This is a genomic window from Sagittula salina, from assembly GCF_017813235.1.
Taxonomy (GTDB): Bacteria; Pseudomonadota; Alphaproteobacteria; order Rhodobacterales; family Rhodobacteraceae; genus Sagittula; species Sagittula salina.
This window is the reverse complement of the sequence record NZ_JAGISH010000002.1, coordinates 133,097-156,434: the sequence shown is the minus strand read 5'-3', so window position 1 is coordinate 156,434 and position 23,338 is coordinate 133,097. Positions and strand designations below refer to the sequence as shown.

Below are 23,338 nucleotides of genomic sequence, written 5' to 3'. Positions count from 1 at the left end.
CCCGAAGCTTGCGCAAAAGCCCCTGCGTCATGCGCAATTGTACCCCGCACATATTCACCTCTTGCGATGGCTCTGCCACGCTCCTACCACTTCGCCCATGACCAAGCCCCCCCAGACTGCCACGCAGACCGCCACCAACGCCACCACTCCGGCCGACTCCCGCGCCCGCCGTAATGTCACGGTTCTGGTTCTGGCGCAGGCGATCCTCGGCGCCCAGATGCCGATGATCTTCACCATCGGTGGCCTTGCGGGCCAAAGCCTTGCGCCCAACCCATGCTTTGCCACCCTGCCGATCTCGCTGATCGTGCTGGGGTCGATGCTGGCGGCCACGCCGGTCTCCGCCCTGATGCAGAAGCACGGACGCCGCGCAGGCTTCTTCCTTGGGGCGGGCGCGGGCGCGCTGGGTGGGGCCATCGGGGTCTGGGGGCTGTTCTCCAACTCCTTCCCGGTCTTCCTGCTGGGCAGCCTCGTCACCGGTGTCTACATGTCGGCGCAGGGCTTCTATCGATTTGCCGCCGCCGACAGCGCATCGGACGATTTCCGGCCCAAGGCGATCTCTTACGTCATGGCGGGCGGGTTGGCCTCGGCCGTGATCGGCCCGCAACTGGTCAAACTCACTGCCGACGCCTACGTGGTCCCCTTCCTCGGCACATATGCTGCCGTGATCGCGGTCAACCTGATCGGTTCTTTCCTGTTCCTCTTTCTCGACATCCCGAAACCTCCCGTCCCGTCGGAGGACGCTCCCAGAGGCCGCAGCCGTCTGGAGTTGCTGAAAACCCCGCGCATCGCCGTCGCGGTGATCGTCGCCGCCGTCTCCTACGCGCTGATGAACCTCGTGATGACCTCGACGCCGCTGGCCGTCGTCGGTTGCGGCTTTGAAAAGGGCGACGCCGCAAATGTCGTCACCGCCCATGTGCTCGCCATGTTCGCTCCCAGCTTCTTTACCGGTCACCTGATCGCGCGCTTCGGGGTCGAACGCATCATGGCCATCGGCCTCGTGATCCTCGCCGCCGCGGGCGCGGTGGGCCTGTCCGGCGTCGACCTCAGCCAGTTCTTCGTCGCACTGGTTCTGCTGGGCATCGGCTGGAATTTCGGTTTCATCGGCGCGACCTCCATGCTGGCGGGCGCGCACGAGGCGCACGAACGCGGGCGGATGCAGGGGCTCAACGACCTGATCGTGTTCGGCGCGGTGACCTTCGCCTCGCTGGCCTCGGGCGGACTGATGAACTGCTCCGGCGGTGCCCCGCAAGAAGGCTGGACCGCCGTCAACCTCGCCATGGCGCCCTTCCTCGTGTTGGCGGGCGGTGCGCTGATCTGGCTCTGGCTGCGCCCCAAAGACCCGGCCTGAGGCGCGTTCAGACCGGAAACGCCCGATTCAAGGCTCTAACTGACCGGCCTCCGCGCCGCGGGCCAGGGACGCGTCCTTCAACCCGGTCCCGGTCAGGCCCCGATCCAGCGCCGCACGTACCAGCCACGCGATCGTGCGCGCCGCCGCCTCCGCCGAAAGACCGCCCTGCCCGTGAATGTTCGACACGCAGTTGCGCTCGCTATCACGGCGCCCGACGCGCGGAGCGTAGGTGACATAGGCGCCAAGGCTGTCGGCCACCGTCAGCCCCGGCCGTTCGCCCACCAGCAGCACCACCAGCCGTGCGCCCAAGCGGTGGCCGATCTCGTCCCCGATAGCGACGCGCGACTGCTCCGCGAGAACCACCGGACCAAAGGACAGTTCCGGCAGGGCCCCCATCACCGCCCGCGCGACCGCCGCACCCGAGGCTGCGACTGCCGCTGCCGACAGACCGTCCGCGATCACCAGTACCACATCCGGCGGGTTGCCCACATCCAGCGCCGCGCCCTCCGCCAGCCGACGTCCGAGGTCGGGCCGCTTGAGGTAGTCCGCGCGCCCCTCCGCCTGCGACCGCACGCGCACGCTCGCCCCCGGCAATGTCTCCGCCACCGCGTCCCAATCGACGGCGGCATGCACCGCGTCCCGCGCCCGCGCGTGGGCGAGTTGGAAGGCAAGCTGCGCCTGTAACGGCTGCGCGCAGCCCGACCGCCCCAGCCCGATCCGCGCCGGGGTGGCGGCGCGCAGCCGCGCCCAGGGATCCATCGCCACATTCATGACGCCAGCAGACGCCGCGCGGCCGCCCCCTCCGGCAGGAGCCGCCCGTCCTCGACCAGCCCGACCGCCTCCAGCCAGGCCTCGTACTCCGGTGCTGCGCGCAGCCCCATCGTTTCCCGCATATACGCGATGTCGTGAAAGGCGAGGCTCTGGTAGTTCAGCATGACATCATCCGCCCCCGGCACCGCGATCAGGAAATGCACCCCCGCCGTCCCGAGGCAGGTCATCAGAACGTCCATGTCGTCCTGGTCCGCCTCCGCGTGGTTGGTGTAGCAGACGTCCACCCCCATCGGCAGGCCCATCAGCTTGCCGGTGAAATGATCCTCAAGCCCCGCACGCAGGATCTGCTTGCCATCATACAGGTATTCCGGCCCGATGAAGCCCACCACCGTGTTGACGATCAGCGGGTCGATGTGGCGCGCCACCGCCTGCGCGCGCGCCTCCAGCGTCTGCTGGTCGACGCCGTGATGCGCCCCTGCCGACAGCGCCGACCCCTGCCCGGTCTCCAGGTACATGACGTTCTGACCCACCGTGCCGCGCCCCAGTGACAGCGCCGCCTGCCGCGCCTCCTCCAGCATTGCCAGCGTCACGCCGAAACCATCGTTCGCCGCCTGCGTCCCCGCCACCGACTGAAAGACCAGATCCACCGGCGCTCCTGCCTCGATCATCTCCAGCGTGTTGGTCACATGCGTCAGCACGCAGGTCTGCGCCGGAATGCCGTGACGGTCGCGCAACCCGTCCAGCATGTGCAACAGCTCCGTCGCCGTTGCCACGCTGTCCGAGGCCGGGTTCACCCCGATCACCGCATCCCCCACGCCGTAGAGCAACCCGTCCAGCGTCGCCGCCGCGATCCCGGCCAGGTCGTCCGCCGGGTGGTTCGGCTGCAGCCGCGACCCCATCCGCCCCGGCAGACCGAGCGTGGTGCGAAACGCTGTCTGCACGCGACACTTGCGGGCCACGGCGATCAGGTCACGGTTCCGCATGAGTTTCGACACCGCCGCCGCCATCTCCGGGGTCACGCCCTTCGCCAGCCGCGCCAGCCTGTCCGGCAGCACCCGCTCTGACAACAGCCAGTCGCGAAAGCCCCCCACCGTCATCCCCGCCACCGGGGCAAAGGCCGCCACGTCGTGGGTATCGAGGATCATCCGCGTGACCTCGTCCGCCTCATAGGGCACCAGCGGTTCGTCAAGGAAAGCTCGCAGGGGAACCTCCGCCAGCGCCACCTGCGCAGCCACCCGCTCGACCGCCGAGCCGGCAGCGATCCCCGCCAGTTGGTCGCCCGACCGCTCCGGCGTCGCCGCCGCCATCAGCCGTGCCAACCCGTCAAAGCGGAACACCTCCCCGCCGAGCGTTGTGCTGTAAACCGTCATGCCGGGCCCCGTCCGCTCATCGCCGACGATCCTTCCGGCTCCACCTCAGAACTGCAAGGGAATTCAGAGTGGTGCGGGTGAAGGGACTCGAACCCCCACGCCAAAGGCGCCAGAACCTAAATCTGGTGCGTCTACCAATTCCGCCACACCCGCACGTCGGCGCTGAATAGCAAAGCCCCGCGCGGCGTGCGAGGGGAAAATGCATCCCGCCCCACCTCCTGCCCCGCATCCGCCCCTACGGAACCGTGACTCAAAAGAATCACCTTCCGGAACGATCGCATAGCCGGGCGAAAACCCCGTGACTTGGACTGCCTGCTGCGAAACATTAGGCAAAAAACAAGACCAGGCAACCAGAGCAGGACGCCCCCAATGCATCACGAACAGACCCCTCGCGACGCGGGCGGCCTGCCCGCGCGCCATCTGGCGCCGGGCATGGCCATCAACGCACTTCCCCTCGGCACCCCGGTGCTGACCCTCGACGGGCAACTGCCGGTCGAATTCCTCACCCCCGGCGACAGCGTCATCACGCGCCACGCAGGCACCGCACGTCTCGCCGCGCTGCGCCCTTTCCGCCGTCGTGTCGCCGCCGTCGGAATCGATGCCGGAAGCCTCGGCACGCAAAAGCCCGAGCAGGCCGTCACCCTCTGCGCCGCGCAGGAAATCCTCGTGCGCGACTGGCGTGCCGCCGCGCTCTTTGGCGCGCCCCAGGCGCTGGTTCCCGTCGCGCGCATGATAGACGGCACCTTCATCCGCCCGCTCGGCCTGAAGGAACTCACCCTCTTCGAACTGGTTTTCGACACGCCACAGATCATCTACGCCGACGGTCTTGAACTGGCAGCGAACGCGCTCGTCACCGCCTAGGCTGCGCCCGGCGGCGCGGCACACCCAGGCAGGTCCAAAACACTCGCCGGTTACGGGCGACTCGTGACACACTGGGGTCAGTTCCTTTGCCGGAGGTTCCCATGCCGCGCACCGCCCTCTTCCTGGCCCTCCTGCCCGTTGACGCCATGGCCGCGGGCGGCGACACCTCCGCGCCGCCGTCACATCCGCAGTTCAAGACAGGGCAGGTCTGGGAGCCTGCCTCGCAGAAATGCCTCACCGCCCACGCCCCGACGCTGGACGACGCCGCGCGGCTGGTCGCGGTGCGCGAATACGCCTACGACGGGCAGTTCCACATGGCGGCGCTGGTACTCGACGCCATGCAGGATCAACAGGCGGACGGGGTACTGACCTATCGCGGGTTCCTCGCGCGCAGGCGGGGCGCGGCTGCGGAGGCAAGGGCCTGGTACGGTCGCGCGCTGGCGCGCAATCCCGACAACCTGCTGGCGCGCAGCTACACGGGTCAGGGGCTGGTATTCGAAGGCGACCTTGTCGGTGCGCTGATCCAGCACCGCGAGAACGTCGCCCGAGGCGGGCGCGGCACATGGGCCGAGGCCACGCTGGCGGAAGCGATCTCGACCGGCACCGCCTACGCTTACTGAGCCGGGCGCACGGAACCGGCCTCATGAACAGGACCTTTTAACAGAGCCTCCCGAACGGGGTCTCCTGAACAGGATCTGACGCTCCACGGCGCGACTGAACCATAGGCACGCCGGACGCGTGACCGGCGCGCTCAGGAACCGTCCGCCCGTATTCAGCAGGCCGGTACCTTGCGCCCGCTTTCCAGCAGGTTGGAACGGTCTGCCCCCCCCGCCCGCAAGCGTTGGCACGGCTTCGCGTTAGGAAAACCTGCTGCCTCGTGATACCCTTCCGTCACCCCGGCCTGCACGGGGTAACCAACAGGAGTGCAAAAGATGACAAGGACGATTTTCACCGCACTGATCCTGACGCTGGCGCCGCTGGCCGCCAGCGCCTGCCCCTTCCACGACGCACAGGCCATGTCCTGCGCCGAAGGAACGGTCTTCGATGCTGACAGCAAGAGCTGCAAGGTCGTCAGCAGCTGACACACTGTAAGGCGGCCCAATGCAAGCGCTGCAGTTCGCTTGCCTCGGGTCCGGACATCTTCCAGCGGCCCGGGCGAAGTCGCCCGGCCCCATAGTCATGACCCATGACTGTTGTCACCCCTGCTTGGCATCACCCATGGTAGTCGATGCCCATATCGTGGGCATCGACTAGCGGGCGACCCGACGCCCCTCAATCCGGGCGCTCGCGAAAGGCAAGACCCGACCGGAACCGCCCAACCCGCCTGCGGCCGATCGCGCATCCCGCTCCGGTGACCGCCTGATCGTCACCGCCCCCATTCGACTGGATCCTGTTCGACTGGATCCTGTTCGAGTGGGTGCCTGACCGGGACCGCCTTCGCGACTGGACGGAAGGCGATCGTGCCCGTTTCCAACATCCAGCCGGTCCGGGGTCCCCTCAGTTCCGCCGCGCTGACAGCTCTGAAAAGGTCAGCAGCATGTCCTCGAGTTGTTCGAGGTCGTTCATCGTCGCCCGCGGAAGCTTGCGGCGGGATGTGCTTTTCACCCGACGGAGCAGCAGCAGCATTCGCGCCGTGGCGCGCGACATGCTGTCCTGCAGCTCGCCGCCGAACTCCGTCACCAGTTGCCGCGCTTCAGAACCATCCGCCACGCGGCGCTCCGCGAGGAAGCGTTCGATCATGCCGTGCAGGCTTTGAGGAGTCAGGCTGTCCTTCGACAAAGAAGGCACATCCGGGTCCAACAGCCGTGTGTCAATGCTGGTGATCACGCAAACCATCGTCTCGCTCAGGGCCGGGTCGGCGCGCAGTTCCCGCGCGAAATCCGCGCCCAGCCCGTCGGGCAGGCGATGATCGAGCAGAATCAGGTCCGGCGTACGCTCCGCCAGGAAGGCCCGCGCGGCGGCGATGTTCTCGACCTCGAAGGTTTCCATGTCCGACCGGTCCCGGCCGAGACAACGCCGCAACAGCCGGCGGTCAAAGCTATCGTCATCCACCACGAGGCAGCTCCCCGGGCTTCCTGTGGCCTGTGCCAGCCGAGCGGTGGCAGGCGGCGGGAATTCCCGGACCACTGCCTCCTCTTCGTAATGTCTTTGCAAAGCCAACATCGTGATCTCCCCTTTTCCCCGCGCCCCGGTGCCGCTCAATCTGCGCCCCGGCCAGTCAACGGAAAGTTAAGACGCGTCCCCGGAAATCCCGGCAATTCCGTGCAAATTTATCCCTCCCTCGATGCAATCGCCTTAAGGCCCCGGCAACCTTGTAGCGTTACCACATCCCCACGCTTGAGTTTCGGAGACACCCGCATGTCGAACATGACCGCCCTCGCCGCCCTCCCAGGCCCCATGGCGCGCGGCACGCTGCCGCTTTCGCGCAAGGCCAAGGCGGCCATCATCGTCCAGTTCCTGCTCAACGAGGGGTCGGACGTTCCCCTTTCTGCCCTGCCCGACGACCTGCAGGAGGAGCTGACCATGCTTCTGGGCAACATGCGCTACATCAATCGCGAGACTCTGAACGAGGTGGTCAACGAATTCGCCGACGAATTGGAAGCCATCGGCCTCAGCTTCCCCGGCGACATGGCCGGCGCGCTCAGCGCCCTCGACGGGAAGATCAATCCACGCACCGCCACCCGCCTGCGCAAGGAGGCGGGCGTGCGCCAGACCGGCGACCCCTGGGACCGCATCAACGCGCTGCCGCCCGAACGGCTGGAGGAACTGGTGATGTCCGAAAGCACGGAGATCGCCGCCGTCATGATGTCGAAGATCGACGTGGGCAAGGCGGCGCAGGTGCTGTCGCTGCTGCCCGGCGACAAGGCGCGCCGCATCTCTTATGCGGTTTCCATGACCACCGGCGTCACCCCCGATGCCGTCGACCGCATCGGGCTCAGCCTCGCCGCGCAGATCGACGCAGAGCCTGAGAAAGCCTTTGCCAAGCGCCCCGACGAACGCCTCGGCGCGATCCTCAACTACTCCAACGCCGCCGTGCGCGACGAACTGCTGCAGCAGCTTGAGGAGGAGGACAAGGACTTCGCCGACGCCGTGCGCAAGGCGATCTTTACCTTTGCCAACATCCCGGAACGGCTCAACGCCATCGACGTGCCGAAGATCACCCGCGACGTGCCACCGGACACGCTCGCCACCGCCATCGCCGCCGCCACATCGGAAGAAGACGGCCGCACCGCCGAATTCCTGTTGTCGAACATGTCCAAGCGCATGGCCGAATCCCTGCGCGAGGAGGCCGCCAACAAGGGCTCGGTCAAACCGAAGGTGGGCGAGAAGGCGATGAATGCCGTGGTTTCCGCCATCCGCGACCTCGTCTCTGTCGGGGAGATCGAGCTGCTGGACCCCGACGCCGACGAGTAACCCTGCCCCGTTCCTGACCCGCCTTCCACGCAGCCCCGCACCCGACAAAGGCCCCCGGCTCAGCCCGACACAGCCGCGACACGGCTCCCTCCCGCCGCCCCGGCTTGCCGCCCCGGCGGGGCTTGCCTAGAAGGGGGACACCCAGGGCAGGCAAGGACGGCACGGTGAACGACACAGAGCAGGGCAGCCGAGGCGAGCGTTTCGCCGACATGGCGCTGAACGCCTATATCGCGGTCACGGGGCTTTTGCCCGTACGTCGCAGGCTCGCGCTGACCTCCCTGCTGGTGCGCAGACTCGCCGCCCCCGCGCTGGGCTGGTACGACCGGGTGGCGGACAATCTCGATTTCGTCTGGCCGGACACGCCCGCAAAACGGAAGCGCGAGATCGCGGAACGCGCCATCGACAACCTCGCCCGCGCCCTGATCGAGAATTACGACCCCGCCGAGATGCTGGCCCGTGGTGCCGCCTACCCGGTCACCGGGCCGGGCCTGCCAGTGCTGGAGGAGGCGCGCGCCAGCGGCCACCCCGTCCTGCTGATCACCGGCCATTACGGCAGCCCGATCTGCGCCCGCGCGGCACTGGTGGCGCGGGGCTACACCGTGGCGGGGCTGTTGCGACCGATGTCCAACCCCTTCATGAACGCACGCTACATCCGCAATTACCGCGAGGTCGGTGAACCGGTCTTTGAGCAGGGTCGTCGCGGCACTATCGGGCTGATCCGCCACATCCGCGAAGGCGGCATCGCCGCCGTGGCCTTCGATGTCTTCGAAAGCTCCGGCACGCTCATCCCCTTCCTTGGCCAGCCCGCGCCGACCGCGCTGTCCTTTGCCGATATCGCGCTGAAGACGGATGCGCTGCTGATCCCCTATTTCGGCATCCGCCGCCCCGACGGCTTTGGTTTTGACGCGGTGATCGAGGACCCCGTCCCGCACGGCGACCCGCTGGAGATGATGACCGAAGTCACCCGCAGACTTGAGGTCCGCATCGAGGCCGATCCCGGCCAATGGATGTGGACGCACCGCCGCTGGAAACCAAAGCGCGTGGCGAAATACCGCGAAGAGTGAGCCCTGCCAGACGCTGCCTGGACCTGTCGTCCGGCAGAGCGCGCGCATAATCTGTCGGAAATGGCAAATCTGACGGAATTCCGCCGGTCATTTCAGCGCATCGGCTGACGGTGAAACCGTTACTCCAGCCGCGCGGCGGCGAGGATCGGCCCGTATCTCGGTGCCTGCAACAACACCACGACCGGCTGTCCGGCGGGCGAAGGCACCTCCATCTCGAAGGTGCCGGTGCCGTCCCAGCGCGCCGTCACGTCCCAGTCGCGCACGATGTGGGTGTACAGAATCGTCTTTCCCGCGTTCTCTCCCCGGTCGATGGTAACCTCTTGCGCGGGCGCGTAGTGCAGCACGGAAACGTCGCAGGCCTGCATCCGGCCATTGCCCTGCGCGCGGATCAGCACGCGGTCGCCGCGGCGCGTCAGCGTGACCTTGGCGTGGGCGGGCTTGTCCTCGTGCGCCGCTATCAGGTCGGCGACCTCCGCGGGCCGCGATCCCACCACGTCCTCCATCCCGTTGACGACGATCTGCGGCGTATAGATCATCTTCCACCCGCCCGCGCGGGCGTAACCCTTTTGCCGCTTTGTGAATTTCGGCGAGGCGAAGTTGTCTTTCCAGCCGATGTAATCCCAGTAATCCACGTGAAAGGCGAGCGGGATCACGTCGTCGCGTTCTGCCAGTTCCGCCAGCAGCGCATCGGCGGGCGGGCAGCTGGAACAGCCCTGCGAGGTAAAGAGTTCCACCACGACGGGAGCATCATCGGCCTGCACCGCCCCTGCGATGCCCGTCCAGATCGCCAACCCGAGTGCCAGAATTCCGCGCATTGTCCCCTCGTCTTCAGTGCTTGCCCATCGGATGTATCGCGCCCCCCCGACCGGGACCAATCAATCATTTGCGAGAGCCTGTGACAAACTGCTGAATGTCACATGAACGCCAGCCTCGCCCGCGATGGCGCTCGCGCACTGGTCCCCCACTGGCCCCGCATTGGCCATGGAGCGCGCCGCAGGGAATGCCCGCACCGCACCGGGGCCCATAAATATTGCATACAATGGCATACAAATTGCCGCAGGCCCCTTGAGTTGTTTGTTGCGTTGCGGCAAGAGAGGCGCAATCACCCATGTAGTCACCCATCCGGAGGTTCTCATGACCATTCAAGTCGGACACGACAGCGCGGGCACGCGCAAGACGCTCACGGCGGGCGATCAGACGGTCGCCTATTACTCCATCCCGGCGGCCCAGGCCGCGGGACTCGGGGATTTCTCCCGCCTGCCCGCCGCGCTGAAGGTGGTCCTGGAAAACATGCTGCGCTTCGAAGACGGCAAGACCGTGACGCTTGACGACATCAAGGCGTTCTCCGACTGGGCCGCCAACGGCGGTCGCGGCGACCGTGAACTGGCCTACCGTCCGGCGCGCGTGCTGATGCAGGACTTTACCGGCGTTCCCGCCGTGGTCGACCTTGCCGCGATGCGCGACGGGATCAAGGCTCTGGGGGGCGACGCGCAGAAGATCAACCCGCTGAACCCGGTCGACCTCGTGATCGACCACTCGGTGATGATCGACGAATTCGGCAACCCGCGCGCGTTCCAGATGAACGTGGACCGCGAGTACGAGCGCAACATGGAGCGCTACACCTTCCTCAAGTGGGGCCAGAGCGCGTTCGACAACTTCCGCGTCGTGCCCCCGGGCACCGGCATCTGTCACCAGGTGAACCTCGAATACCTCAGCCAGACCGTCTGGACCGACAAGGACCAGAACGGCGAGTTGGTCGCCTACCCCGACACGCTGGTGGGCACCGACTCGCATACCACCATGGTCAACGGCGCCGCCGTGCTGGGCTGGGGCGTCGGCGGGATCGAGGCAGAGGCCGCCATGCTGGGCCAGCCGATCTCCATGCTGATCCCCGAGGTCGTCGGCTTCAAGCTGACCGGCGAGATGGTCGAAGGCACCACCGGCACCGACCTCGTGCTGAAGGTCGTCGAGATGCTGCGCGCCCACGGCGTCGTGGGCAAGTTCGTCGAATTCTACGGCGAGGGTCTGGACAACCTGCCGCTGGCGCAGCGCGCCACCATCGCCAACATGGCCCCCGAGTATGGCGCCACCTGCGGCTTCTTCCCGATCGACCAGGAAACCCTGCGCTACCTGCGGGTGTCGGGACGCGAGGAATCCCGCATCGCGCTGGTCGAAGCCTACGCCAAGGAGAACGGCTTCTGGCGCGACGCGTCCTATGCGCCGGTCTACTCGTCGACGCTGGAGCTGGACATGGGCACCATCGTGCCCGCGATCTCCGGCCCGAAGCGTCCGCAGGACTACATCGCCCTGACCGAGGCAGGCACTGCCTTTGCCGAGTACATCAAGGGCGTGCGCGACGGCCAGGACGTCACCCCCGCCGCCGAGGTGCGCTGGGAAGGTGAAGGCGGCGCGCCCGAGCCACGCGACATCCCCGGCGACGAGGGCAATCACAAGCGCGGCTACGTGGAAACCTCCGACGGCAACTACCAGCTGCACGACGGTTCCATCGTGATCGCCTCGATCACCTCCTGTACCAACACGTCGAACCCCTACGTCATGATCGGCGCGGGCCTGGTGGCGAAGAAGGCGCACGAACTCGGCCTCAACCGCAAGCCCTGGGTGAAGACCTCGCTCGCACCGGGAAGCCAGGTCGTCTCCGAGTACCTTGAGGCCGCCGGCCTGCAGGAACACCTCGACGCCATCGGCTTCAACCTCGTGGGCTACGGCTGCACCACCTGCATCGGCAACTCCGGTCCGCTGGACGCCCCGATCTCCGCCGCGATCAACAAGTATGACCTGGTGGCAACCTCGGTGCTCTCGGGCAACCGCAACTTCGAGGGCCGCATCTCTCCGGACGTGCGCGCCAACTACCTCGCCTCGCCGCCGCTCGTTGTGGCCTACGCGCTGGTGGGCGACATGAACGTCAACATTGCCACCGACGTGATCGGCCAGGACAAGGACGGCAATGACGTCTACCTCAAGGACATCTGGCCGACGTCGAAGGAAATTGCCGACCTGGTGCAGAAGACCGTCACGCGCGAGGCGTTCCAGGCCAAGTACGCCGACGTCTTCAAGGGCGACGAGAAGTGGCAGGCGGTCGAGGTGAACGGCGGCGAGACCTACGACTGGCCCGCCACCTCCACCTACGTGCAGAACCCGCCCTACTTCAAAGGCATGTCGAAGGAGCCGGGCACGATCTCCAACATCGAGGGCGCCCGCGTGCTGGCCATCCTCGGTGACATGATCACCACCGACCACATCTCCCCGGCGGGTTCCTTCAAGGATACCACCCCGGCGGGCAAGTATCTGGTGGAGCGTCAGGTGCCGGTGCGGGAGTTCAACTCCTACGGTGCGCGTCGCGGCAACCACGAGGTCATGATGCGCGGCACCTTCGCCAACATCCGCATCAGGAACGAGATGCTTGACGGCGTCGAGGGTGGCTACACCAAGGGCCCCGACGGCGCGCAGACCTCGATCTACGATGCCGCCATGGCCTATCAGGACGCCGGCGTGCCGCTGGTGATCTTCGGCGGCGAGCAGTACGGCGCGGGCTCCTCGCGCGACTGGGCGGCCAAGGGCACCGCGCTGCTGGGCGTGAAGGCCGTGATCGCCGAAAGCTTCGAGCGCATCCACCGCTCGAACCTCGTCGGCATGGGCGTCATCCCCTTCGAGTTCACCGGCGGCGACACCCGCAAATCGCTGGGCCTGACGGGCGACGAAACCGTCTCCATCCACGGCCTCGACACGGTGAAGCCGCTGCAGGAAACCGCCTGCACGATCACCTACGGCGACGGCAGCACGAAGGAGATCACCCTGAAGTGCCGCATCGATACCGCGATCGAGGTGGAATACATCGAGCACGGCGGCGTCCTGCACTATGTGCTGCGCAACCTCGCCTCCGAAGGCTCCGTGGCCGCGGAATAACCGCCCCACCCCAACACCAAAAGGCGCCCTGCGGGGCGCCTTTTTTGTTTGGCAAGGGAGAAAAACCTGTGAAGCAGCATTGGTCGCGCATGCAACGTCCCCCCGCCGTACGCCGAATGCCTTTAGGGGTTACAGCGAGCTAGAAAAAATCTTAGTGAAGTCGAAATCTCCACCGCACCAGATGCGAAGAAAGAAAAGCTCTATGACATCTTGGCGGAGCCCGCCAAGATGTAAGTAAAGCTCGCACTCGCTATGAACGGTTCGCAGATCTGGCCCGGTCACTTGCGGGGTTGAGTGCAGACATTGAGCGTGAAAGTGCGCGTCCCTGGTGGCCGTGGTTTGAGAAGATCATGGGGCTTCTCGACGACGCCAAAGAAGCCGAGCCCAAACTGCCCAAGCCCCCAGAGATTAAGAAAATCGAACCACCTCGGAAAGAGTTGCCGAGGGCTGATGGCGGATATGGGACCGGCGGCCGAGATCTTGACGACGAAATTCCTTTTTGATCGAACCGATCTCGCTTCCAACCAATATTCGCCGACGCGAAGCGTGCACCGACGAACGGGGTATCTTGACTTTTGAATGCCCGGCACCTGGGTCCGGTTTCTGCACTTGGCGTTCAATCATGTTGGCCGTAACGCCCTTCGGTTCCCCCCCCCGGCAAACCCCCGCCACCGGGCGCGGGGTGCGACACCCTGTACGCTTTCCGCGCGCGGGTCCCGGGTTTAATCCGCCGCCTTCGTCCCCATCTTCCGAGACGTCCCACCGGCCCCCGCGGCCGCCCGCAACCCTGTCCGACGCGGACCGACCCGAACAACCGAGGCCAGCCATGAAACTCCTTACCCTGATGCAAGCCACGGCCCTCGTGGTCCTCGCCCTCATGGGTGCTCTCGCCGCCGCCGAACAGCCGCCTGTACCCTGCGCCCCTGCCCACCGCACCGCCTGCGATCACTGACCGCCCCCGGCACGTTCCCTGTCACCCCAGGCAAACCCCGCCCCATGCGGCGCGCGAACAGAAACCCGCACGCCGCAAGCCCGGCCCGCCTCTCCGGTCACGCGCCAACGGCGGGGAAAACAGCGCCCGCCCCCTGCTTCTGCTTGATAAAAATACTCAACGGCGGTCAGCCCCGGCGCCCCGTATCCGAATCCACGGCGACCCGGCATCCGGCGGCTCTCCCTCGGAAAAGTCTTACGATCCCCTGAAGGTATACCGCCAAGCCATTGATTTCACTGCATCGGAGGACTGTCCCTGCGTGGGACACGCATCATTGCGCCGCCAAAGCCTGTTCCAGCGCGGGCAGGAACCGCTGCTCGTAATCCGACCCCACGAGGGGCCCCACGAACTTGAAAACCACGGTCCCGTCGCCATCGAGGATGAAGGTCTCCGGCGGCCCGGTGACGCCCCATTCGATGGCCGTCCGCCCGGCCGGATCAAAGGCCACCCCCGCAAAGGGATTGCCTTCCTCGCCCAGGTATTTCGTGGCGTTCCCGGCCTGATCCTTGAAGTTCACCCCGAGGATCGTCAGCCCTTGCGCCTGCATCTCCATGAGCCTGGGATGCTCTGCCCGGCAGGGCGGGCACCACGAGGCCCAGAAGTTCACCAGCGTCACCTCGCCCGAGGCCAGCATCTCGCGCGTGATGCCCGGATAGCCCGCCAGCGGCTCCGCCGTCATCTCAGGCGCGGGCTCGCCATCAAAGACGCTCTCCAGCCGATGCGTCTCGTCCGAGTTCTTCAGCCCCAGATACGCCATCACCCCGAAGGCGGCAAAGATCAGCGGCGGCAGCACCATCAGCGGCTTAATGGCCATCGCGACGCCCCTCCACCTGTTCGAGGTCCCGTTTCACCCGGCGCGACCGGCGCAGCGAAAGCCACACAAACATTGCGATCAGCCCCAGAGAGACCGCATAAGAGGACAGCACCGCGCCCGCATATTTCCCAAGTTCCGGCATCATGTTCCCCACCTCAGGCCATCCGTTCCCGTGCCAGCAAGGCGCGTGTCCGCCGCGCCCGGATCTCTGTCTGGGTCCGCAGGAAAACGAGCGCCACGAAAAGCACCGCAAAGCCCGCCATGCAGACGAACAAGGGCACCGCGTAGACGTTGGAGACCCGCTCTTCCGTATCGCCCGCGATCGCACCCGCCCGCATGACCGACGCGCCCTGATGCAGACCCTGGTTCCAGAAATTCACCGCGTACCGCGACAGGACCGCAAAGACCGACCCCACGAGGCACAGGATCGACGTCAGGTCCGCCGCCGTGTCATCGTTCTCGATCGCGGACCAAAGCGCCATGTACCCAAGGTAGAACAGGAACAGGATCAGGAAGGAGGTCAGGCGCGGATCCCATGCCCACCAGGTGCCCCACATGGGCTGGCCCCAGATCGCCCCCGTCGCCAGCGCGATCACCGTCATCAGCGCCCCCACAGGCGCCGCCGCCCGCGCAGCCAGCGCCGACACATGGTGCCGCCGCACGATCCAGATCAGCGAGGCGATCAGCATCATCAACCAGGCATTGATCGCCATCAGCGCGGCCGGAACGTGCAGGTAGATGATCTTGACCGTCGCCCCCTGCCGGTAGTCCTCCGGCGTCAGGAAAAACCCCCAAAACAGGCCAACCGCCATCAGCACCAGCGCCAGCCCCGACAGCCACGGCAGAAGCCGGTCCGCGGTACGGATGAACTTCACCGGATTGGCATATTCCCAGATCGACGCCATGGCGCTCCCTATCGTTGGTTCCGGCCGTTTACACCCGAAATCCGCCCGCCGCGCAACATCCGGTCGAACAAACCCCCGCGACCAATCGCCTTTGTTCCGGTTACGCGGTGGCGCAGGCCGGGGCCTTCGCAATCGCACAGTCCCTGCGCGATTCGCCCTCTTGCGAAGTGAACAGAACAGTTTAGCTACCCGTCATCCGCCGTTCCACACGGCACGCACTTTGACCAAAACGGGATCAAAACATGCTCAAGGACCTCATGACCTGGCGCTACGCCACCAAAGCCTACGACCCGGCGCGCACGCTGCCCGAAGACAAGCTCGAAGCCATTCTGGAAGCAATCCGCCTGGCGCCCACCTCTTCCGGGACACAGCCCTTCGAGGTTTTCGTGGTCACCAATCCCGAGATCAAGAAGTCGCTCGGCATGATGGGCATGAACCAGGCCGCCACCGAGAACGCCAGTCACGCGCTCGTTTTCGCCAGCTGGGATACCTACACAGAAGAGCGAATCGACAGCGTTCACGCAGCGAGCGAGTCAGTGCGCGGCAAATCCGAGTTGGCGGACCGCTATTACACCGGGCTCAAGGGCCTCTACGTTCCGCGCGACCCGGCGATAAACGCCGAACATGCCGCGCGGCAGGCCTATATTGCCCTTGGCTTTGCGATGCTTGCCGCCGCCGAACAGAAGGTCGATGCGACCCCGATGGAAGGTTTCGACCCCGCGCAGGCGGACAAGGTGCTCGGGCTTGCCGAACGTGGCCTGAAATCGCAGGTGATCCTGACACTTGGCTACCGAGGCGACGGCGACTGGCTGGAGGGCGCGCCCAAGGTCCGCAAATCCGCCGAAGCCCTCTTTACCCGCGTGGCCTGACGCATACCGCGATCGGGCTCATGGGCCTGATCGCCAGGATTTCGGGTCGGGGGACTCCCCCGACTTACCTGAGGTTGATCCGCAATACGGCCGCGCTGGCAAACGGCAGCAACGCCAGCGCGCCAAAGCTGATCCCCGCCAACATCAGCAGCGGCACCTGCACGTCCAGGCCTTCAGCGCCGCGCCGCGCCACTTCGGCGCCAAAGATCAGCGTCGGCACATAAAGCGGCAGCACCAACAGAGACAGAAGCAGCCCGCCGCGCTTCAGCCCGACTGTCAGCGCCGCACCGAAGGTGCCAATCACCGACAGCGCCGGCGTTCCCAGCGCGAGGCTGACGAAGACCCAGGAATAGCCCCCGAGCGGCAAGTTCAGCAGCACGCCCAACACCGGCGCGGCGACCACAAGCGGCAGCCCCGTGGTGATCCAGTGAGCCAGCGCCTTCACCGTCACGATGCCTTCCATCGGAAGGGGCGCGGTGGCCAGCAGGTCAAGCGATCCATCCTCCCAGTCGAGCGCAAGGATACGGTCCAGCGACAGCAGGCAAGCCAGCAGCGCCCCGATCCACAACACGCCCGGCGCGATCCGCGCCAGAAGTCCCGTGTCCGGCCCGACGCCGAAAGGCACCAGAACCGTCACGATCAGGAAGAACGCGAGGCCAAGGCCAAAGCCCCCGCCCGCGCGCACCGCCAGTCGCAGATCCCGGACCAGCAGCGCGATCACAGGAAGGCCTCGTCTTCCACGGCCGCACGCGGCTTCGCCTTGAAAGGCGTCACGTCCAGCACGTCCGCCTCCAGTCCGAGGTCGATATGCGTCGCCATCAACGCCGAACCGCCACGCGCCAGATGCCCGCGCACCGCGTCCGCGAACAGCGCGACAGAGGCCGCGTCAAGCGAGACAGTCGGTTCGTCCAGCACCCAGACCGGCCGCCCGGTGACCATCAGACGTGCCAGCCCCAGCCGCCGCTTCTGCCCGGCGGACAGCGACCCGGCCAGCCGGTCCTGCAAGGACAGCAGATCGAAGGCCGCCATCGCCCCGGCAATATCCGCGAACCCAAAGACCTGTGCCCAGAAGGTCAGGTTTTCCGTCACCGTCAGCATGGATTTCAGACCGTCGGCATGGGCGGCATAGGCGATGCGTTCGCCCGCACCCTCTACCGCGCCCGCCGTGGCGGGCTGCAATCCCGCAATTGTGCGCAATAGCGTGGTCTTGCCCGATCCGTTCGGCCCGCGCAGCACCAGCGCTCGACCAGGGTCCAGCACAAAGGAGACCCCTTCGAGAACCGCAACACCGCCGCGCGCCACGGTCAGATCGTCGGCACGCAATGTCCTGTCGGTGTCCGAATTTTCCATGAAAATTCGCCCCTCCCGAACCGTCAAACAGGCAGCGCCGCCAGCGCCACCCTGCATCCTTCGGAAATCAGCACGTTGTAGGTCCTGCAGGCGGACGGCGAATTCATAACCTCCACCCCCAGCCCCGCGCCCTCCAGTGTGTCGCGAAGCGCGGGCGGCAGATGCGCGATTTCCGCGCCGGTGCCGACAAAAAGCACATCGACCTCCCCCACAAAGCCCAGAAGCGCCTCTGTGTCGTGCATCCCGTTCCAGCCCGCCTTCCCCTTGTCCCAGAGCAGAAGCGCACCCTCGTGTACCTCCCCCGCGACTCGGAAGAAGCCCGGCCCGTAGCCATCGACGGGTCGGGCATCCCCGAACTGAACCTCGTTCAGCCGCATCCTCAGACGTTTCCGTCGCCAAACTGTGTGCCGGCGGCGTCATCCGTCTTTGACCAGTCGCGTTTCACGCCGGTACGCAGCAGGATGGCCGAGGCCACGAAGATCGACGAATAGGTGCCGACAAAGATGCCCCATGTCATCGCAAATACGAAACCTCGGATCACGTCGCCGCCCAGCGCCAGCAGCGCAAACAGCGCCAGCAGCGTGGTCAGAGAGGTCATGATCGTGCGGCTCATCGTCTCGTTGATCGACAGGTTCAGCACCTCTCTGAGCGGCTTGGACTTGTACTTGATCAGGTTCTCGCGCACCCGGTCGAAGACCACCACCGTGTCGTTCAGCGAATAGCCGACAATGGTCAGCAGCGCCGCGATGATCGAAAGGTCGAACTTGATCTGCAACTCGGAGAATATGCCGATGGTCAGCGCCACGTCATGCACCAGAGCCAGAACCGCCCCCAGCGCGAACTGCCATTCAAAGCGCAGCCAGATGTAGACCAGCACCGCGCCGATGGCGAGCGTCACAGCCAGAATCGCCGTCCGGATCAGCTCGCCGGATACCTTCGGCCCCACCGATTCCACGGAGACGAACTTGATGTCGGGGGCGACTTCCTGCAGCGCGGCCTCCGCTTCTGCGAGGCGCTCCGCGCTGACGGCGTTCTGTTCGTCCTCGGCCCCGATGCGCACCATCGCCACGTTCTGGTCTGCGTCGAAGGTCGGGTCGAAGACCTCCGTGATGATGACATCCTGCAGGCCCAACGTCGCAAGCGCCCCCCGGTAGGCGCCGACATCCACGGCCTGCGCGCTCTCGGTCCGGATCGTGGTACCGCCCTTGAAGTCGATGCCGTAGTTCAGCCCCTGCACAAAGAAGCTGATCAGCGCGAGTACGACGGCAAAGCCGGAAATACCGAGCCAGATCTTCGAACGGGAAAAGAAATCCCAGAAGGTCTCGTCGGGGACAAGTCTCAGGCGCTTCATGTCAGACCTCAATCGTCTTGGGGCGGGTGCGTTCGAACCAAAGCACGATCAGCAGGCGCGTCACGAAGATGGCGGTGAACACCGAGGTGAAGATGCCGAGACCCAGCGTCACGGCAAAGCCTTTCACCGGGCCGGAGCCCACGAACCACAGGATCGCAGCGGTAATAAGCGTGGTGATGTTGGCGTCGATGATGGCCGAAAGCGCGCGTTCGTAGCCCAGTTCGATCGCCCGCGCGGGGCCCTTGGCGGACTTCAACTCTTCGCGGATCCGCTCGAAGATCAGCACGTTGGCGTCCACCGCCATGCCGACGGTCAGCACGATGCCCGCAATGCCCGGCAGCGTCAGCGTCGCCCCCAGCATCGAAAGCGCACCCAACAGCAATGCCACGTTCAGGATCAGCGCGATATTGGCGAAGATCCCGAACAGCCCGTAGGTCGCGAACATGAAGCCGAGCACCAGCACGAAGGCCACCGATGTCGCCAGTTTGCCCGCGTCGATGCTGTCCTGCCCCAGTTCCGGGCCGACGGTCCGTTCCTCGAGGAAATCCAGCCCGGCGGGCAACGCACCCGCGCGCAGCAGCACGGCGAGGTTGATGGTCTCCTCCACGGTGAACTGGCCGGTGATGATACCGGACCCGCCGCCGATGTGGCTTTGGATCACAGGGGCGGAAATCACCTCGTCGTCCAGCACGATGGCAAAGGGCGAGCCGATGTTGGCTGCGGTATAATCGCCGAACTTGCGCGCGCCGGTGGTGTTGAACGTGAAGCTCACCGCCGGACGGCCATTCTGGTCAAAGGTGTTCTGCGCGTTGGTCAGCTCTTCGCCGGTGACGACGGGCGACTGCTCGAGGATGTAGAACAGGCCCTCCTCGTCCATCGCCGGCAGGATTTCGTTGCCGGCGCCGGGGGCCTCGTCGGCATTCGTCGTCCGTGATATCACCGACTGGAAGGTCAGCTGTGCCGTGGTGCCGATGATCGCCTTCAGCTCAGCGGCGGACCCGATGCCCGGCACCTGGATCAGGATGCGGTCCTCGCCCTGACGTTGGATCGTCGGTTCGCGCGTGCCGACCTCGTCGATGCGGCGGCGGATGATCTCGAGGCTCTGCGCCATGGTGCGGTCGTCGGTGGCCTGTTTCTCGGCTTCCGACAGCGTCACCACCAGCTCGTCGCCATCGCTCGTCACGTCGAGGTCATGCGTGCCTGCGCCGGTCAGCGAAACCACCGGCTGGCGCAGCGTCTGCACCAGTTCGATGGCCTTCGGCATGGCGTCCGGGTTCGACACCAGCCGCACCCGCAGCTCGCCCTTGTCGACGGCGGCGGAGTTCCAGCGGATCGTGCCCACCGTGCCGCGTTCGGCGCGCAACACGCGCAGCACCTCCGGCCACAGGCTTTCCATCCGGGATTTGTAGACATCTCCCAGCCGCACTTCGGCCAGCAGATGCGCGCCGCCACGCAGATCAAGCCCGAGGTTCACCAGCCCGGAGGGCAGGAAGGAGGGCCATTCGCCCTCCGCTGCACGATTCTCCGGTGTATCGGCGCCCTTCTCGATGGCCGCGACGGCGTCGTTGTGGCTCTCCACGCGGGAGTAGAACAGGTTCGGCATCGCCAGAACCAGGCCCACCGCGACGATGAGCCAGATGGTCCAGCGCTTCCAGGCGTCGATCAGCAACATGGGGTATCAGGCCTCGGCGGGGTCGGTCTTGGACTTCACCGTGGCGATGGTGGCGCGCATGACGCGGACCTTCACACCCTCGGCGATCTCGATTTCCAGCTCGCTGTCGTCCTTGACCTTGGCGACCTTGCCGATGATCCCGCCCTGCGTGACCACGATGTCATTGCGCCGGATGGCCTCGATCATCGCCTTGTGTTCCTTCACCTTCTTCTGCTGCGGGCGGATGAGGAGAAAGTACATGATGGCGAAGATCAGGCCCATCATCACAAAGGAGGAAAGGGTCTGCTGGTCCATGGAGGCGCTCCTGTCTGGTTCCTGTCGGATCGTTGCTGTTATCGGACGGTCCGGTGGAGCCTTCCGCGAAATTGCGCGATACCTATGCCCGCTTTGCGCGGGATGCAAGGCGGCTGGCCGGGCCGGGCCGCCTCTGTTCAAGGTTTCGTAAACCCTGGCGCCACCATATTTCAACCTCCGGGTGCCAGCCCTCGCCTGCCATCCCCCGTTTGGCTCCGTTCGCCTTCCCGCGCGCCTGCCCGCCGCCCCGCGCGGGCCGATCAAACCCATGGACGGCGCGCTTGACCGGCGTACCATGCGCGCCGTCACCCATCCGGAGTCCGCCGTGCGCGCCTTGTCCCCTTGCCTCCGCAGGCCTGCCCGCCTCAGCCGTCTCGCCCCTCTGACCGGCGTAATGGCTCCGGGCCTCATGGCACTCATCCTCGCCGCAGTGCCCGCACAGGCAGCGGAACCCGCCGTTGGCCGCCTCAACCTCTCAGGCTACCGCCACCGCGAAATGTGCACCGCCAGCCTCGTCGCCCCGGACAAGGTACTGACGGCGGCCCATTGCGTGACCATGCCGCAGGACGGACGCCTGAAACGACTGGGCGACATGACCTTCGTCGCGGGCTGGGACGGCCAGAGCCACGGCGGAGCCGCGCGCGTGGCCGCCGTCACCGTCCACCCGCAGGCCTACAGGGAGGGCCGCTTGGACCTTGCACATGACGTGGCGCTCGTCACCCTCGCCCGGGCCATCGCGCCTGCCCCCCTGACCACCGGCTCGGGCGGACTGCCGGGGCCGCTGACCCTGATGGGCTACCAGAAATCCGCGCCCCACCGGCTGACCGAAACCCCCTTCTGCTACGGGGAGGCGGCAGGCACCCTCTGGCGCATCCGCTGCCGGGTGGAGCCGGGCCAATCCGGCGGCCCGGTCTTCGCCGGAGGCGACGCGTCGCGCCGCATCGTCGCCGTGATCTCCGCAGTCTCGGAAGAAGAAGCCCTCGCCGTCCCCCTCGACGCCTGGCTCATCGATCAGCTCACCCCCTGAACTCGGAAGCTTCAGTCGCCATCAGTGACGGGCGCGCCCACCAAAAACCTGCGCGCGCCCCCTTGCCGGGATCACACCCAAGCTTCTTTGGTTCCAAAATACCGCGGGGGAGTCGCTCCGCAGGAGTGGCGGGGGGCAGCGCCCCCAATCTCGTTCGATGCGCCCACCCGCGTTCAAACAGGAAGCGCCTCCCTCACGCCATCAATCGCTGCCCACAAGCCCGGACAGGTGGCGGGAGGCCACCGTCCGTGCCCCGGCTCCACCCGCACGTCTGTTTCTCCCTGGCCCCAATACCTCCGGGGGGTGTCTGCGTACCGCGCGGACGGGGCAGCGCTCCCTTCCCGCTTTCGAACCGTGGCAACATGAGGATGGTGTTTCGAATGCCCGGCTTGCCAAGTCGTGTCACCTGGGGCCGCTGCACGTAATGGCATAGCTGGACCCCCTGAACCATCACCACCGGTCGAACGACCGCGCCCCTCCCCCGCGAAACGCGGGCGAGACGTCAGACAGACCGGCCGTCCAGCACCCGGATCTCCCCGTTGAGGTCCCTTGCCAGCGCATCCCGGAAAACCACCGCGTCGACGCCCTTCACCGACAGCACCGCGCCATCGGGCCCGTCGCGCAGCGCGTGGTCCGGGGCGCCGCCATCTTCCGACAGCAGCGCCCGGTCGTAGACCAGCACCTCCATCACCTCGCCGCGGCCGAAATCCTCGACGATCACGGGCGCATCCTCCTGCCCGTCCTCCACAAGGTTGGTAAAGAAATCACGCCCCGCGCCACCCACCAGCGTGTCGCCATCGTTACCCACCAGCCAGTCGTCGCCCGCGCCGCCCGTCAGCAGGTCCGGCGCGTAGGGCGAGTCCGGGTGCAGATCCAACCCGTTGATACGGTCGTCGCCCGCGCCGCCATCGACCGCATCCGCGCCGCCCGTGGCAAGAATCACGTCATCGCCCGGCCCCCCCAGCAACGTGTCACTGCTCCAGTCGGGGTTCACCAGCCCGGCGTCGGACCGGGCCTTCTCCAGCCCCAGAGGCCAGTCGGAGATCGTGTCGTTCCCCGCCCCGCCATCCACCTGATCCGCGCCACCGCCAGGCAGGATGTAGTTTGCTGCGGCATCGCCTTCGATCTGGTCGTCCCCGTTGCTCCCGGCGACGTTGTTTCCGTCCCGGAGAACGTCTTCCCCCAGTTCGGCAACATCGTCCACGGCCGATTGAATGGCCATCAGGACCATCGCCCCGATGACAGCGAGCAAGCCAAAACCCATCGGTCATCTCCTCGATCCCGGCGCGCCTCGATCGACCGGGTTTGCCGAC

At 66.1% G+C, this 23,338-nt stretch carries 25 protein-coding genes and 1 tRNA gene; 11 read left to right on the top strand and 15 right to left on the bottom strand.

The annotated features are described in order from the left end of the window. The first annotated feature begins 97 nt into the window (after positions 1-97). Positions 98-1,348 carry an MFS transporter gene (locus J5474_RS04705; protein WP_209359652.1) on the top strand — a complete coding sequence of 417 codons (1,251 nt, stop codon included), beginning with the start codon at positions 98-100 and terminating at the stop codon, positions 1,346-1,348. A gap of 27 nt (positions 1,349-1,375) precedes the next feature. Here J5474_RS04705 and eutC read toward each other — a convergent pair whose 3' ends face one another. The 3 genes from eutC to J5474_RS04690 all read right to left on the bottom strand — a co-directional run bounded on the left by eutC (position 1,376) and on the right by J5474_RS04690 (position 3,642). Further along, positions 1,376-2,107, bottom strand: a complete 732-nt coding sequence (gene eutC, locus J5474_RS04700) for an ethanolamine ammonia-lyase subunit EutC (RefSeq protein ID WP_245216239.1) — start codon at positions 2,105-2,107, stop codon at positions 1,376-1,378. A gap of 8 nt (positions 2,108-2,115) precedes the next feature. Next, positions 2,116-3,489 carry an ethanolamine ammonia-lyase subunit EutB gene (locus tag J5474_RS04695; protein WP_209359650.1) on the bottom strand — a complete coding sequence of 458 codons (1,374 nt, stop codon included), beginning with the start codon at positions 3,487-3,489 and terminating at the stop codon, positions 2,116-2,118. Between the two features lie 69 nt (positions 3,490-3,558). Further along, positions 3,559-3,642, bottom strand: a tRNA-Leu gene (locus J5474_RS04690). Positions 3,643-3,858: 216 nt separating this feature from the next. On the opposite strand from J5474_RS04690, the gene J5474_RS04685 reads away from it, so the two are divergent. The 3 genes from J5474_RS04685 (at position 3,859) to J5474_RS04675 (ending at position 5,432) form a co-directional block, all read left to right on the top strand. Continuing rightward, a complete protein-coding gene (locus tag J5474_RS04685; protein ID WP_209359649.1) occupies positions 3,859-4,350 on the top strand; it encodes a Hint domain-containing protein in 492 nt (163 codons plus the stop codon). Between the two features lie 101 nt (positions 4,351-4,451). Further along, positions 4,452-4,970 carry a hypothetical protein gene (locus J5474_RS04680; protein WP_209359648.1) on the top strand — a complete coding sequence of 173 codons (519 nt, stop codon included), beginning with the start codon at positions 4,452-4,454 and terminating at the stop codon, positions 4,968-4,970. 312 nt (positions 4,971-5,282) lie between these two features. After that, positions 5,283-5,432 (top strand): carbohydrate-binding module family 14 protein, encoded by a 150-nt coding sequence (locus tag J5474_RS04675; protein WP_209359647.1) that lies wholly within the window; start codon positions 5,283-5,285, stop codon positions 5,430-5,432. A 415-nt stretch (positions 5,433-5,847) separates the two neighbouring features. Here J5474_RS04675 and J5474_RS04670 read toward each other — a convergent pair whose 3' ends face one another. Then, positions 5,848-6,513 (bottom strand): response regulator, encoded by a 666-nt coding sequence (locus J5474_RS04670; RefSeq protein ID WP_209359646.1) that lies wholly within the window; start codon positions 6,511-6,513, stop codon positions 5,848-5,850. A 195-nt stretch (positions 6,514-6,708) separates the two neighbouring features. Between J5474_RS04670 and J5474_RS04665 the strand changes: the two genes are divergently transcribed. Then, positions 6,709-7,764 (top strand): flagellar motor switch protein FliG, encoded by a 1,056-nt coding sequence (locus tag J5474_RS04665; protein ID WP_209359645.1) that lies wholly within the window; start codon positions 6,709-6,711, stop codon positions 7,762-7,764. Positions 7,765-7,928: 164 nt separating this feature from the next. Beyond that, on the top strand, positions 7,929-8,828 hold the full coding sequence (locus J5474_RS04660) for a lysophospholipid acyltransferase family protein (protein WP_342454008.1): 900 nt from the start codon (positions 7,929-7,931) through the stop codon (positions 8,826-8,828). Positions 8,829-8,947: 119 nt separating this feature from the next. On the opposite strand, the gene J5474_RS04655 is transcribed toward J5474_RS04660, so the two are convergent. After that, positions 8,948-9,643, bottom strand: coding sequence for a DUF1223 domain-containing protein (locus J5474_RS04655; RefSeq protein ID WP_209359644.1), 696 nt, complete (start codon positions 9,641-9,643; stop codon positions 8,948-8,950). Positions 9,644-9,962: 319 nt separating this feature from the next. On the opposite strand from J5474_RS04655, the gene acnA reads away from it, so the two are divergent. The 3 genes from acnA (at position 9,963) to J5474_RS22975 (ending at position 13,704) form a co-directional block, all read left to right on the top strand. Then, positions 9,963-12,752 carry an aconitate hydratase AcnA gene (gene acnA / locus J5474_RS04650; RefSeq protein WP_209359643.1) on the top strand — a complete coding sequence of 930 codons (2,790 nt, stop codon included), beginning with the start codon at positions 9,963-9,965 and terminating at the stop codon, positions 12,750-12,752. 350 nt (positions 12,753-13,102) lie between these two features. Further along, complete coding sequence (locus tag J5474_RS04645) at positions 13,103-13,255, top strand: hypothetical protein (RefSeq protein WP_209359642.1); 153 nt, start codon at positions 13,103-13,105, stop codon at positions 13,253-13,255. Between the two features lie 323 nt (positions 13,256-13,578). Then, on the top strand, positions 13,579-13,704 hold the full coding sequence (locus J5474_RS22975; RefSeq protein WP_280842489.1) for a hypothetical protein: 126 nt from the start codon (positions 13,579-13,581) through the stop codon (positions 13,702-13,704). A gap of 310 nt (positions 13,705-14,014) precedes the next feature. Here J5474_RS22975 and J5474_RS04640 read toward each other — a convergent pair whose 3' ends face one another. From J5474_RS04640 to J5474_RS04630, 3 genes are read right to left on the bottom strand one after another with little or no spacing between them, the layout of a single operon-like run. Beyond that, on the bottom strand, positions 14,015-14,557 hold the full coding sequence (locus J5474_RS04640; protein WP_245216237.1) for a DsbE family thiol:disulfide interchange protein: 543 nt from the start codon (positions 14,555-14,557) through the stop codon (positions 14,015-14,017). Then, positions 14,547-14,702, bottom strand: coding sequence for a heme exporter protein CcmD (ccmD, locus tag J5474_RS04635; protein ID WP_209359641.1), 156 nt, complete (start codon positions 14,700-14,702; stop codon positions 14,547-14,549). Before ccmD ends, J5474_RS04640 begins: the two co-directional genes overlap by 11 nt. 10 nt (positions 14,703-14,712) lie before the next feature. Then, positions 14,713-15,462 (bottom strand): heme ABC transporter permease, encoded by a 750-nt coding sequence (locus tag J5474_RS04630; RefSeq protein ID WP_209359640.1) that lies wholly within the window; start codon positions 15,460-15,462, stop codon positions 14,713-14,715. 242 nt (positions 15,463-15,704) lie between these two features. Here J5474_RS04630 and J5474_RS04625 point away from each other — a divergent pair, with 242 nt between their 5' ends. Continuing rightward, complete coding sequence (locus J5474_RS04625; protein ID WP_209359639.1) at positions 15,705-16,331, top strand: NAD(P)H-dependent oxidoreductase; 627 nt, start codon at positions 15,705-15,707, stop codon at positions 16,329-16,331. A 64-nt stretch (positions 16,332-16,395) separates the two neighbouring features. On the opposite strand, the gene ccmB is transcribed toward J5474_RS04625, so the two are convergent. Genes ccmB through yajC form a run of 6 tightly spaced genes read right to left on the bottom strand, consistent with a single transcriptional unit; the run spans position 16,396 to position 20,998 of the window. Continuing rightward, on the bottom strand, positions 16,396-17,052 hold the full coding sequence (gene ccmB / locus J5474_RS04620) for a heme exporter protein CcmB (protein WP_209359638.1): 657 nt from the start codon (positions 17,050-17,052) through the stop codon (positions 16,396-16,398). Further along, the gene (gene ccmA / locus J5474_RS04615) at positions 17,049-17,681 is read right to left on the bottom strand and encodes a heme ABC exporter ATP-binding protein CcmA (protein WP_209359637.1); all 633 of its coding nucleotides are present in this window, start codon (positions 17,679-17,681) and stop codon (positions 17,049-17,051) included. Before ccmA ends, ccmB begins: the two co-directional genes overlap by 4 nt. 23 nt (positions 17,682-17,704) lie before the next feature. Beyond that, positions 17,705-18,058, bottom strand: a complete 354-nt coding sequence (locus J5474_RS04610; RefSeq protein WP_209359636.1) for an Mth938-like domain-containing protein — start codon at positions 18,056-18,058, stop codon at positions 17,705-17,707. 2 nt (positions 18,059-18,060) lie between these two features. Next, positions 18,061-19,032: a protein translocase subunit SecF gene (gene secF / locus J5474_RS04605; RefSeq protein WP_209359635.1), complete on the bottom strand. Its 972-nt coding sequence runs from the start codon at positions 19,030-19,032 to the stop codon at positions 18,061-18,063. Between the two features lies 1 nt (position 19,033). Beyond that, positions 19,034-20,704: a protein translocase subunit SecD gene (secD, locus tag J5474_RS04600; RefSeq protein WP_209359634.1), complete on the bottom strand. Its 1,671-nt coding sequence runs from the start codon at positions 20,702-20,704 to the stop codon at positions 19,034-19,036. A 6-nt stretch (positions 20,705-20,710) separates the two neighbouring features. After that, the gene (gene yajC / locus J5474_RS04595; RefSeq protein ID WP_209359633.1) at positions 20,711-20,998 is read right to left on the bottom strand and encodes a preprotein translocase subunit YajC; all 288 of its coding nucleotides are present in this window, start codon (positions 20,996-20,998) and stop codon (positions 20,711-20,713) included. Between the two features lie 409 nt (positions 20,999-21,407). On the opposite strand from yajC, the gene J5474_RS04590 reads away from it, so the two are divergent. After that, positions 21,408-22,025 carry a trypsin-like serine peptidase gene (locus tag J5474_RS04590; protein WP_209359632.1) on the top strand — a complete coding sequence of 206 codons (618 nt, stop codon included), beginning with the start codon at positions 21,408-21,410 and terminating at the stop codon, positions 22,023-22,025. A gap of 502 nt (positions 22,026-22,527) precedes the next feature. On the opposite strand, the gene J5474_RS04585 is transcribed toward J5474_RS04590, so the two are convergent. Continuing rightward, the gene (locus J5474_RS04585; protein ID WP_209359631.1) at positions 22,528-23,289 is read right to left on the bottom strand and encodes a calcium-binding protein; all 762 of its coding nucleotides are present in this window, start codon (positions 23,287-23,289) and stop codon (positions 22,528-22,530) included. Positions 23,290-23,338 lie beyond the last annotated feature (49 nt).

Excerpts from the sequence above, each read along its gene's own strand:
- J5474_RS04705 (WP_209359652.1), top strand. The coding sequence starts at position 98 with ATGACCAAGCCCCCCCAGACTGCCACGCAGACCGCCACCAACGCCACC.
- eutC (WP_245216239.1), bottom strand. The coding sequence starts at position 2,107 with ATGGATCCCTGGGCGCGGCTGCGCGCCGCCACCCCGGCGCGGATCGGG.
- J5474_RS04695 (WP_209359650.1), bottom strand. The coding sequence starts at position 3,489 with ATGACGGTTTACAGCACAACGCTCGGCGGGGAGGTGTTCCGCTTTGAC.
- J5474_RS04685 (WP_209359649.1), top strand. The coding sequence starts at position 3,859 with ATGCATCACGAACAGACCCCTCGCGACGCGGGCGGCCTGCCCGCGCGC.
- J5474_RS04680 (WP_209359648.1), top strand. The coding sequence starts at position 4,452 with ATGCCGCGCACCGCCCTCTTCCTGGCCCTCCTGCCCGTTGACGCCATG.
- J5474_RS04675 (WP_209359647.1), top strand. The coding sequence starts at position 5,283 with ATGACAAGGACGATTTTCACCGCACTGATCCTGACGCTGGCGCCGCTG.
- J5474_RS04670 (WP_209359646.1), bottom strand. The coding sequence starts at position 6,513 with ATGTTGGCTTTGCAAAGACATTACGAAGAGGAGGCAGTGGTCCGGGAA.
- J5474_RS04665 (WP_209359645.1), top strand. The coding sequence starts at position 6,709 with ATGTCGAACATGACCGCCCTCGCCGCCCTCCCAGGCCCCATGGCGCGC.
- J5474_RS04655 (WP_209359644.1), bottom strand. The coding sequence starts at position 9,643 with ATGCGCGGAATTCTGGCACTCGGGTTGGCGATCTGGACGGGCATCGCA.
- acnA (WP_209359643.1), top strand. The coding sequence starts at position 9,963 with ATGACCATTCAAGTCGGACACGACAGCGCGGGCACGCGCAAGACGCTC.
- J5474_RS04645 (WP_209359642.1), top strand. The coding sequence starts at position 13,103 with ATGGGGCTTCTCGACGACGCCAAAGAAGCCGAGCCCAAACTGCCCAAG.
- J5474_RS22975 (WP_280842489.1), top strand. The coding sequence starts at position 13,579 with ATGAAACTCCTTACCCTGATGCAAGCCACGGCCCTCGTGGTCCTCGCC.
- J5474_RS04640 (WP_245216237.1), bottom strand. The coding sequence starts at position 14,557 with ATGGCCATTAAGCCGCTGATGGTGCTGCCGCCGCTGATCTTTGCCGCC.
- ccmD (WP_209359641.1), bottom strand. The coding sequence starts at position 14,702 with ATGATGCCGGAACTTGGGAAATATGCGGGCGCGGTGCTGTCCTCTTAT.
- J5474_RS04630 (WP_209359640.1), bottom strand. The coding sequence starts at position 15,462 with ATGGCGTCGATCTGGGAATATGCCAATCCGGTGAAGTTCATCCGTACC.
- J5474_RS04625 (WP_209359639.1), top strand. The coding sequence starts at position 15,705 with ATGCTCAAGGACCTCATGACCTGGCGCTACGCCACCAAAGCCTACGAC.
- ccmA (WP_209359637.1), bottom strand. The coding sequence starts at position 17,681 with ATGGAAAATTCGGACACCGACAGGACATTGCGTGCCGACGATCTGACC.
- J5474_RS04610 (WP_209359636.1), bottom strand. The coding sequence starts at position 18,058 with ATGCGGCTGAACGAGGTTCAGTTCGGGGATGCCCGACCCGTCGATGGC.
- secF (WP_209359635.1), bottom strand. The coding sequence starts at position 19,032 with ATGAAGCGCCTGAGACTTGTCCCCGACGAGACCTTCTGGGATTTCTTT.
- secD (WP_209359634.1), bottom strand. The coding sequence starts at position 20,704 with ATGTTGCTGATCGACGCCTGGAAGCGCTGGACCATCTGGCTCATCGTC.
- yajC (WP_209359633.1), bottom strand. The coding sequence starts at position 20,998 with ATGGACCAGCAGACCCTTTCCTCCTTTGTGATGATGGGCCTGATCTTC.
- J5474_RS04590 (WP_209359632.1), top strand. The coding sequence starts at position 21,408 with ATGGCACTCATCCTCGCCGCAGTGCCCGCACAGGCAGCGGAACCCGCC.
- J5474_RS04585 (WP_209359631.1), bottom strand. The coding sequence starts at position 23,289 with ATGGGTTTTGGCTTGCTCGCTGTCATCGGGGCGATGGTCCTGATGGCC.